This is a genomic window from Salinisphaera sp. T5B8 (assembly GCF_040361255.1).
GTDB lineage: Bacteria > Pseudomonadota > Gammaproteobacteria > Nevskiales > Salinisphaeraceae > Salinisphaera.
The window spans coordinates 44,029-53,260 of sequence record NZ_APNG01000025.1; the positions used below are offsets into that span (position 1 = coordinate 44,029).

The 9,232-nt window shown below is 60.8% G+C and carries 10 protein-coding genes; 4 read left to right on the forward strand and 6 right to left on the reverse strand.

Annotated features, from left to right (window positions below):
• Nucleotides 1–2: 2 nt before the first annotated feature.
• From cysC to mntA, 4 genes are all read right to left on the reverse strand, one after another.
• Nucleotides 3–647, reverse strand: coding sequence for an adenylyl-sulfate kinase (gene cysC / locus T5B8_RS17600; protein ID WP_353180675.1), 645 nt, complete (start codon nt 645–647; stop codon nt 3–5).
• Nucleotides 648–893: 246 nt separating this feature from the next.
• A complete protein-coding gene (locus T5B8_RS17605) occupies nt 894–1,649 on the reverse strand; it encodes an SIR2 family NAD-dependent protein deacylase (protein WP_502950812.1) in 756 nt (251 codons plus the stop codon).
• A 231-nt stretch (nt 1,650–1,880) separates the two neighbouring features.
• A complete protein-coding gene (gene hepT / locus T5B8_RS17610) occupies nt 1,881–2,318 on the reverse strand; it encodes a type VII toxin-antitoxin system HepT family RNase toxin (RefSeq protein ID WP_353180677.1) in 438 nt (145 codons plus the stop codon).
• Entirely contained in the window at nt 2,300–2,710 is a 411-nt protein-coding gene (mntA, locus tag T5B8_RS17615; RefSeq protein WP_353180678.1) for a type VII toxin-antitoxin system MntA family adenylyltransferase antitoxin, read from the reverse strand. The genes hepT and mntA overlap by 19 nt, the downstream gene beginning before the upstream one ends.
• Before the next feature lie 340 nt (nt 2,711–3,050).
• On the opposite strand from mntA, the gene T5B8_RS17620 reads away from it, so the two are divergent.
• Nucleotides 3,051–4,619 carry a cryptochrome/photolyase family protein gene (locus T5B8_RS17620; protein WP_353180679.1) on the forward strand — a complete coding sequence of 523 codons (1,569 nt, stop codon included), beginning with the start codon at nt 3,051–3,053 and terminating at the stop codon, nt 4,617–4,619.
• A gap of 286 nt (nt 4,620–4,905) precedes the next feature.
• Here T5B8_RS17620 and T5B8_RS17625 read toward each other — a convergent pair whose 3' ends face one another.
• Nucleotides 4,906–5,403, reverse strand: a complete 498-nt coding sequence (locus tag T5B8_RS17625) for an REP-associated tyrosine transposase (RefSeq protein ID WP_353180680.1) — start codon at nt 5,401–5,403, stop codon at nt 4,906–4,908.
• Nucleotides 5,404–5,758: 355 nt separating this feature from the next.
• Between T5B8_RS17625 and T5B8_RS17630 the strand changes: the two genes are divergently transcribed.
• Complete coding sequence (locus T5B8_RS17630; RefSeq protein ID WP_353180681.1) at nt 5,759–7,213, forward strand: cryptochrome/photolyase family protein; 1,455 nt, start codon at nt 5,759–5,761, stop codon at nt 7,211–7,213.
• Nucleotides 7,214–7,494: 281 nt separating this feature from the next.
• On the opposite strand, the gene orn is transcribed toward T5B8_RS17630, so the two are convergent.
• Nucleotides 7,495–8,040 carry an oligoribonuclease gene (gene orn / locus T5B8_RS17635; protein WP_353180682.1) on the reverse strand — a complete coding sequence of 182 codons (546 nt, stop codon included), beginning with the start codon at nt 8,038–8,040 and terminating at the stop codon, nt 7,495–7,497.
• A 122-nt stretch (nt 8,041–8,162) separates the two neighbouring features.
• Between orn and T5B8_RS17640 the strand changes: the two genes are divergently transcribed.
• Nucleotides 8,163–8,498 carry a 4a-hydroxytetrahydrobiopterin dehydratase gene (locus tag T5B8_RS17640; RefSeq protein ID WP_353180683.1) on the forward strand — a complete coding sequence of 112 codons (336 nt, stop codon included), beginning with the start codon at nt 8,163–8,165 and terminating at the stop codon, nt 8,496–8,498.
• 221 nt (nt 8,499–8,719) lie between these two features.
• Nucleotides 8,720–9,232: IS110 family RNA-guided transposase (locus T5B8_RS17645; protein WP_353180684.1), on the forward strand; the 513-nt coding region annotated here is incomplete at its 3' end.

Here is a 9,232-nt window from a genome sequence, read left to right on the forward strand (position 1 = left end):
GGCTATGTAGCGCGCGCTGTGTCGGCGAGGCCGGCTTCGATATAGCCGTGTTCGATCAGGTACGCCACGATCTGTTCGACGCCCTGCGCTATGCTGGTTTCGTCCGTGCGCACATGAATTTCCGGGTATTCGGGCGCTTCGTACGGGGCGCTAATGCCGGTAAAGTTGGGGATGCTGCCGGCGCGGGCTTTCTTGTACAGGCCCTTGGGGTCGCGCTGTTCGCACACATCCAGCGGCGCGTCGACGAATACTTCCAGAAAATCGTTTTCGTCGCGCTGGGAGAGGTTGCGCGCCATGTCCCGGTCTTGCCGGTAGGGCGAGATGAACGCGGTGAGGTTGATAATGCCGGCATCGCGAAAGAGCTTGGCGACCTCGCCAATGCGGCGAATATTCTCGATACGATCTTCGGGGCTGAATGCCAGGTCCCGGTTAAGGCCGGTGCGTACGTTGTCGCCGTCCAGGCGGTACGTGCGACAGCCCATCTGATACAGCCGTTCTTCGAGCGCGACCGAGAGCGTGGACTTGCCGGAGCCGGACAGGCCCGTAAACCAAATGGTAAAGCCCCGGTGCTGATTGAGCAGTTCGCGGTGCTTACGGCTGACCGTACCTTCGTGCCAAACGATGTTCGAGCTTTTGCTTTGCGTCATTGGATGTCCTGATTGCTGGCTGCGGCGTGCGACAAGCGGGCTTTTATCGTCGCGTGTCGCACAAAACATACATCCCCATGCCTTACCCGGCCCTGCGTAACGTAACGCAAATCAACACGTACGGCACAGCGGGCGCCGCCGGCACGTTGTCGCCGTGTATTGCGACGGGCATGCGGTGGGCACGGAACGATGGATTCAAAAATGCCCGGTTTCAGACAAACGTGCGGATGAGGCGACACGCATGCCTCATGCGGCGGCCTGCAGCGCCTGTTCGAGCGCTACGAGGGTCGCGGCCGCGCCGGTCTGCAGGCGGACATCGCAATAGTCGGAAATATCCGTGCGCTGCGGGTTGATTTCCAGGGTGGCGCGGCGTTCCATGGCCGCCTGTTGCACCGGCGCGGCGATATAGGGAAACACCGCGCTCGTGCCCACGACCATGACCAGATCGAAGCCTTCGCCCAGGGCCTGGTCATAGCGGGCCACGGCGCGCTCGGGCAGCATTTCGCCAAAGAGCACAACGTCCGGTCGCACCACGGCGCCACAGTCCGGACAGGCCGGCGGCAAGGTATCGAGCCGGGCGTAGTCTTCGACCGCTGTGTGCCAGTGACAACGGGTGCATTTCAGGCGGTGGATCGCGCCATGCATTTCAATGACGTCACGACTTCCCGCGCTTTGATGAAAGCCATCCACATTCTGCGTGAGCACACAAAAACGTTCGAAGCGCCGCGCCATGGCTGCCAGCGCGCGATGGCCGTCGTTGGGCCGCGCCCCGCGGCAGGCACGTTCGATCTCGGCGATATATTTCCAGGACAAACCGGGGTCACGCTCGAAAGTATCCCCCGACAGCGCCTGCTCGATCGAGATCCCATCCGCGGTGAGTTCGCGATCGTACAGCCCACCCACGCCGCGATAGGTGGGCAGGCCCGAATCTGCCGACATACCGGCGCCGGTGATCACGAGCACCCGCCGCGCCTGGCCGAGCATGGCGGCGGCCTGTTGCATTTCGTCGGTATCGGTTCGGCTGTACACGTTGGCCTGTCTCCCGCGGCGCGGCCCGAAGGCGCATTCGAATGAGGGTGAGGCCGTATTGTGCCGCAGGCGCGACATTCGCCCAATGGCCAAGCGCCGAGGCTTGCACCGATCCGCGCGCCCGTGGGTGGATTAGCGGCGCGTGATCCGACAGCGAAAGTTAGGCCCATATCGACTTGGATGCCGACGTCGCCCAAGCTCACATCAGCGCTCGTCAAAGTCGCGGGCCGATTCGAGATAGTTGCGTATCGCTATAGCAAAAGCACGAAATTCTTCGAGCCGATGCCAAGCGATTGCGTGCACGATTTCCCAATCAATCGCCTGATAGCTATGGACAGCCACATTGCGAAAGCCCACGGCCGCCTTTAGGGTGCTGCATGAGGCGGCGTCAATGATGCCCAGATGGTGCAAGCCATCAAACGCCTCACCCATCGTCGCCGGCGCAGGCTCGTCGTTGCAGGCGACGACGTGCGCCGCCATGTCCACGCATATCTGTACGGCCCGAGTAATGTTGATCGCCAGGATGTCCTGCCGATCAGCGTCGAATAACAACGCCTCGACGCTAGGCGCACGTTTTTCTTCAATACGCGCTACACAGCGCCGCAGGGATTCGAGCTTTTCGTTCAGGATATGCCCAGCCATTCGTCTCTACGCGCCTTCAAAATGCGTTCTCGATATGGCAAGAAATCGGCGCTATCGAACAGCATCCGGGTGATCTGGCTGGGGTAGACGTCATCGTCGACCGCGTATACCACCTTGCCGCCCAAAATCGCGCTGCGCACGCTTGGCACGCCTGCACTTGCCAGGTCAACCAAGTCGACCGGCCGCCCAAAACGTTGGCTCAGCTCGCTCATCATCGTGCTACGGCGTGTGCTATCCAATGGCCGGTCCGCGAGTACCGCCAGATCGAGGTCGCTGCTTTCGGTCGCCCGACCGCTTGCAAGGGAGCCAAAAACCAGACCCAACCGAATATCGCGCTGCTGCGCTAAATAAGCGCCAATATCGCGAAGCGTGTGATCGGTGGAGTAGGTCATGGATCGATTATGGCATTTTTAAATCGACCGCGACTTACCCTTCGTGACCAAAAGCAACAACGACGCCTTTGCCATATTGGGTCCAGCAAGCATGGTTCGTCGCTTACACCATCCGCATAGGTTCGATGAGCGGAGCGCAATCCAACATAGCCGGTGTGACGCGCGTACCTGGAGGCCTAAGCCATATAGGGTTAGCGCAGCGTAATCCAACAAAGAACCGTGCGAATCCGCCGATATCCGACACCGGTCGCCCGGCCATTTTCATCCGTGCGTGCATTGCGCACGTAGACCGAGCAAACCGCTGCGGCGGTCGCCGCCCATTTTCCAACGCGCTGCTGCCATGGCCAAACTCCGAAACCTCATCCTCGTGCTCGGCGATCAGCTCGATCTCGACCTGTCCGCCTTCGATGGTTTCGACCCGGAACGCGATGCGATCTGGATGGCGGAAAACGACACCGAGGCTACCCACGTGTGGTGCCACAAGAAGCGCCTGGTGCTCTTCTTTGCCGCCATGCGCCATTTCCGGGATGCGTTGCGCGAACGGGAATGGCCGGTGTATTACCACGCGCTCGCTGCCGATCGTCGGCACGACAGCGGGCCGGATTTCGCGGCCATCCTCACCGCGCGTATTCGCGAACTCGCGCCCGAGCGGCTGGTGATGACCGAATGCGGCGATTACCGCGTCCACGACATGCTCTCGGAATGCGCCGAGACACACGGGCTCAATCTGCAGGTGCGCCCCGATCGCCACTTTTATTGTTCGCTCGATACATTCGATGAGTGGGCGGGCTCGCGCTCGTCGCTGGTGCTTGAAGATTTCTATCGCGAAATGCGACGTACGCACGACGTGCTCATGGTCAACGGCAAACCCGCCGGCGGCGACTGGAATTTCGACAAAAGCAACCGCCAATCCTTCGGCCGGAATGGCCCAGGCGAGCTCCCCCATGTACGCGGCTTTCGGCCCGACGACACCACGCAGGCAGTGATCGATATGGTCGAGGCACGCTATGCCGATCACCCCGGCGATATCGATGGCTTCGATCTACCCGTGACGCATGCCGAAGCACGCACCGCCCTGCGCGATTTCGTCGACCATCGCCTGGCTCGCTTTGGCGCCTATCAGGATGCGCTATGGACCGACCTGCGTTTTGGCTACCACTCGCGCCTGTCCGCGGCCTTGAACCTGCATTTGATCGGCCCGCGTGAATGCGTGGAGGCCGCCGTCTCGGCATATCACGACGGCGATGCGCCAATCGAAAGCGTGGAAGGCTTCGTACGCCAGATTCTGGGGTGGCGCGAATTCGTGCGTGGCGTGTACTGGCAACAGATGCCCGGCTATATCCGACGCAATGTCCTACGCGCCCAGCTGCCCGTGCCGCAAAGCTACTGGGACGGCGATACCGATATGGCCTGTGTGGCCGATGCCATGGCCAACGTTCTGGAAAACGGCTATGCCCACCACATTCAGCGGCTGATGGTATTGGGGCTGTTCGCGCTCAACGCCGGCGTGCATCCGCACGCCTTTCACGACTGGCATATGGCGATGTATCTGGACGCCATCGATTGGGTCAGCCTGCCCAACGCGCTCGGCATGAGCCAGTTCGGCGACGGTGGCGTACTCGGCACAAAACCCTATTGCGCGTCGGGCAATTACATCAACAAAATGAGCAATTACTGCAAGAATTGCCGGTTCGATTATCGTAAGGCCACCGGCGACGACGCCTGCCCCGTCACCACGCTGTATTGGGATTTTCTCGACCGCCATGCCGATGTTTTCGAAGACAATCACCGCATGGTCTTCCAGATAAAAAACCTCGAGAAAAAACGCCAGGATGCCGAGCTCATGACCGCCATTCGCGATCAGGCGAAGGCTTTGAAGGCGAGAATCGAAAAAGGCGAACGCGTTTGAGCCAACGTAAAACGCTGATCGCGCAGCCGCGTAGCCCGTAGGTTGGGTTAGCGCAGCGTAACCCAACAGAACGGAGCCTATGTGCCCAGGCATACCTGCCAGACTTCAAACGGCCACACCGCCCCGTCCATGTTGGCTTACGGCCTGGCGGCCTAAGCCAACCTACGCGGCTCCCGCGCCGCCTCGCGCCCCGTAGACCCGTAGGTTGGGTTAGCGAAGCGTAACCCAACAAAGAACGAAGCCTGGCCAACACGAGGCGACGCCACCGCGCGTTGCACGGCCCCTCTCATTCATGGCCGATGGCCGGCGACACGGCCGGCGGTGTCTGCCCCCAATCCGGCGGATAACGCCCTTGCCGCACGGCCCGGTGGAAGCTCGAATACGGCCATGCGCCGGGCGTATCGACATATCCATGCTTGACCGGGTTGTAATGAATGTAATCCAGATGCTGCGCATAATCGTCGGCATCGCGGATGGTGTGTTCCCAGAAACGCCGTTGCCATAGCGGCTTGGGGTGCCGGCTGTGGCGTGCCACATCACTTTTGATCAAACGCCAGCGTAGCGAAAAGTCGGCATCGTCGGGTGGGAGCGTCCATACCGTATGCAGGTGATCGGGCAGAATGACGATAGCGTCGATCGCGAACGGGTACCGCATTTTTATGCGTCGCATGGCCTGGCGCAGCACGCCGATATCGACGGGCTCGGCCAGCCACGGCCGGCGTTCCGCGGTTACAACGGTGAAGAAAAAGCAGCCACCCGTTTGATAGTTGCGACGATAGCGCATAGCCCGTAGCGCTCGAGGCTCTACGCTCGATATCGGCGCGTCTATCGCCCGATTGAGCTTTTCGCGGTATTACATTGTTTGTGGCTTCGGCGGAACCACTCGCCCGTAGGTTGGGTTAGCGCAGCGTAACCCAACAAAGAACGAAGCCCGTGTTCCCGCGCGTACCCGCCAGCCTTCAAACGGCCGCGGTGCATGTGCCATGTTGGCTGACGGCCTGCGACCTAAGCCACCCTACTAGGCTGATGGTGGCGCTTGGGTATTCGCTGCGACCGACCGGCGCATCGTATGTTGCTTGGCTACCGTACTATCGGCGCACGTGCCTCGGCGCACTTTGCTATTCGAATCGAGCAAGACTATGAAAGAACGGGTGATCCTCTGGTTTCGGCGCGATTTGCGTCTGGCCGACAATCCGGCCCTGCGCGCCGCGCTCGACGGCGAGTTCGATTCGATCGTGCCGGTTTATATCCATGCGCCGCACGAGCTCGGCGACTGGGCGCCGGGTGCTGCGCAACGTGTCTGGCTGCATGAATCGCTCACCGCGCTTGCCGATGCTTTGGAGGCGCTGGGTTCGCGGCTGGTGATTCGCAGCGGCGATACGACCGAGGTGCTCGATACGCTCATCGCCGAAAGCGGCGCGACGGCGGTGTACTGGAACCGCCTTTATGACCCGCACACCATCGCCCGCGATAAACAGGTGAAGCAGCATCTGGAAGACCGCGATATTCAAACGGCGAGCTTCAAGGCGCATCTGCTCCACGAGCCGTGGACGGTGGAGACAAAACAGGGCGGCCCGTACAAGGTCTTCACGCCGTTCTGGAAAGCCATCAAGAACCGGCCCGTGGACACCCCATTGGCCGCGCCCGACACCCTGCCCGCGGTGTGGTCGCGCATCGGCTCGGAATCGGTGGCCGCGCTTGGGCTGCGTCCGAAGATCGAATGGGATCGCGGTATCCGCGCGACCTGGTCGCCCGGCGAAAACGGCGCCCACGAACGGCTCGAAACATTCGTTAAAGATGTATTGGGCGAATATGACGAGACGCGCGACGCGCCCGCACGCTACGGCACATCCTATCTTTCGCCGCATCTGCACTGGGGCGAAATCGGCCCGCGCCAGATTGTGCATCGGGTGGAAGAATGGATCGACGACCACCGCGAGACGAAAACGCTGCGTGCCCACGCCGACAGCTTCTTGAGCGAAATCGGTTGGCGCGAGTTTTCGCACCATGTGCTCTATCACTTTCCGACCACACCCGATGAGCCGCTCGACCCACGCTTCAAGGCGTTCCCCTGGTCCGGCGATGACGAGGGGCTGGCGTGCTGGCAGCAAGGGCGTACCGGTATTCCCATGGTCGATGCGGGCATGCGCGAGTTATGGGAAACCGGCTATATGCACAATCGCCTGCGCATGACGGTGGCGTCATTTCTGACCAAGAATCTGCGCGTGGCCTGGCAGCACGGCGAGCGCTGGTTCTGGGATACGCTCGTCGACGCGGATCTGGCCAACAACACCCTCGGCTGGCAATGGGCGGCCGGCTGCGGTGCGGATGCCGCACCGTTTTTCCGGATCTTCAATCCGGCTCGCCAGGGCGAGCGCTTCGATGCGAAGGGCGACTACGTGCGCCGCTGGGTGCCGGAACTGGCCGAGCTGGAAAACCGCCACATCCACGAACCCTGGAACGCACCTGCCAAGGCGCTCAAAGCGGCGAACGTCACCTTGGGCGAGGACTATCCGCAACCCATCGTGGACCTGAAAGCCTCGCGGCGCGAAGCCCTCGCCGCCTTCGACGAAATCAAGAACGACAGCCGATAGTCCTGGCGCGCACCAAAAAAAAGGCTCCCGAAGGAGCCTCTAGTCGTCATCCCCGCACATTGTGATTGTTGGTTGCCCGTCTAAGCGGACATCGGCGGGAAAATTGTTTTAGTAATCGTCGGGTCTGGGACCGTGGTTCTGCCTCCGAAAGCGCCTGCCGCCTGTTATTTTCGATGCCCTTGAGGGCTGGCGTGCAATTCGTTTCCTTGCATTCTTTGTACACGCAGCTGATGGCCGCGTCAACTACTGACGACGCATTCAGGTGACGCAACCACCATCTGCTAGATCTTGAGCAGCGTTTCGCGGTAGTACGCCAGTTCGGCCAGCGAATCACGAATATCGTCCATCGCCAGATGGGTCGCCTGTTTCTTGAAACCCTTCGCGACCTCCGGCGCCCAGCGTTTGGCCAGCTCCTTGAGGGTGCTCACATCGATATGTCGATAGTGGAAGAAGGCTTCCAGTTCAGGCATATAGCGGGCAAGAAAGCGCCGATCCTGACAGATGCTGTTGCCGCACATCGGCGACGCACCGGCCGGAACGTATTCCGCCAGAAAGTCCAGGGTTTCCTGCTGGGCGGCAGCCTCGTCGACGGTGCTGTTGCGCACGCGCTCCACCAGACCGGACTGATTATGCTGGCGTGTATTCCAGGCATCCATGCTGTCCAACAACGCGTCGTTCTGGTGAACCGCGCGCACCGGCCCCTCCGCCAGCACGTTGAGATCCTTATCGGTCACGAGCGTGGCGATTTCGATAATGCGATCAGCCTGCGGATCGAGACCGGTCATCTCCAGATCGATCCAGATGAGGTTGTCGTCAGCGTAGTTCATTGCAGCGGCGTATTCCGGACAAAGCGCCATTGTGCGGGGCGTCGCCCACAAGCGCAAAAGCCCCGCGATGCGCGTTCGAACTGATAGCCTGAAACGCGTTATTTGCGATAGGAACCGATGTCATGCCCCAGCTCAGCGCACAACATTGCCAGGCCTGCGACGGCAATACGCCCCGCCTCGACGAGGATGCGATCGCCAAGGCATTGTCACAGCTGGCCGACCGATGGGCGGTCCGCGACGGCAAACATATCGCTGCCGTATTCAAGTTCAAGAATTACGGCAAAACCCAGGCGTTCGTGAACGCGGTGGCCTATATCGCCCACCGCGAGATGCACCACCCGGAGATCGCCTTCGGCTACAACCACTGCATAGTCGAGCTCACCACCCACGCCATCGACGGCCTGTCCGACAACGATTTCATTTTCGCCGCCAAGGTCGATCGGCTCGTCGATGATTGAGGGTGCGGGCGCCGCCCTGCTTCGACCGACGCGATTGCAATGCGCGTTCACCGCATTGGTTCACCGGGCGTCGTTCCTTGTTGGATTACGCTTCGCTAATCCAACCTACGCCGGATCCAGGTCCTGTAGTCTTGTAGGTGGATGAGATGGATCCGCTCCTCCTAATCGGCGTCAATGCGCCAGACTGATGATTCTGACAACAGTCGAAAAGGAGCGGATCCATGCAACAGATTACGGAACTGGGTATCGACATCGCAAAGAACGTCTTCGAGCTGTGCGGTCTCAACGCTGCCCATGAGGTCGTCTACCGCAAACGGGTGCGCCGGCGTCAGTTTCTGGTCACGGTGCTTAATCTCGACGCCAAGCGCATCTATATCGAAGCCTGTGGCAGCAGCCACCACTGGGCGCGCCAGCTGCAGCGCGAGAACCGGTCGGTAACGTTGCTGGCGCCGCATCAGGTCAAGCCGTTCAACACCGGCAACAAGAACGATGCCAACGACGCATTGGCCATCGCCGTGGCTGGCACCCAGGCCAAGATTCGCCCGGTGGCGATCAAAAGCTTCGAGCAACAGGATATTCAAGCGCTGCATCGGGTGCGCGAGCAGGTCAAGAAACAGCGCACCGAAGTCATCAACCAGGCCCGCGGCCTGCTGGCCGAGTATGGCCAGGTTCTGCCCGTGGGCGTCTCCGGTTTCCGCCGCGGCGTGCCGGAACTGCTGGAAGAGGCCGACAAC

Bases quoted from the DNA above. Each gene is read 5' to 3' on its own strand.
- orn (WP_353180682.1), bottom strand. From the start codon at position 8,040: ATGAACTACGCTGACGACAACCTCATCTGGATCGATCTGGAGATGACC.
- T5B8_RS17625 (WP_353180680.1), bottom strand. From the start codon at position 5,403: ATGCGCTATCGTCGCAACTATCAAACGGGTGGCTGCTTTTTCTTCACC.
- T5B8_RS17630 (WP_353180681.1), top strand. From the start codon at position 5,759: ATGAAAGAACGGGTGATCCTCTGGTTTCGGCGCGATTTGCGTCTGGCC.
- T5B8_RS17605 (WP_502950812.1), bottom strand. From the start codon at position 1,649: ATGCAACAGGCCGCCGCCATGCTCGGCCAGGCGCGGCGGGTGCTCGTG.
- hepT (WP_353180677.1), bottom strand. From the start codon at position 2,318: ATGGCTGGGCATATCCTGAACGAAAAGCTCGAATCCCTGCGGCGCTGT.
- cysC (WP_353180675.1), bottom strand. From the start codon at position 647: ATGACGCAAAGCAAAAGCTCGAACATCGTTTGGCACGAAGGTACGGTC.
- T5B8_RS17640 (WP_353180683.1), top strand. From the start codon at position 8,163: ATGCCCCAGCTCAGCGCACAACATTGCCAGGCCTGCGACGGCAATACG.
- mntA (WP_353180678.1), bottom strand. From the start codon at position 2,710: ATGACCTACTCCACCGATCACACGCTTCGCGATATTGGCGCTTATTTA.
- T5B8_RS17620 (WP_353180679.1), top strand. From the start codon at position 3,051: ATGGCCAAACTCCGAAACCTCATCCTCGTGCTCGGCGATCAGCTCGAT.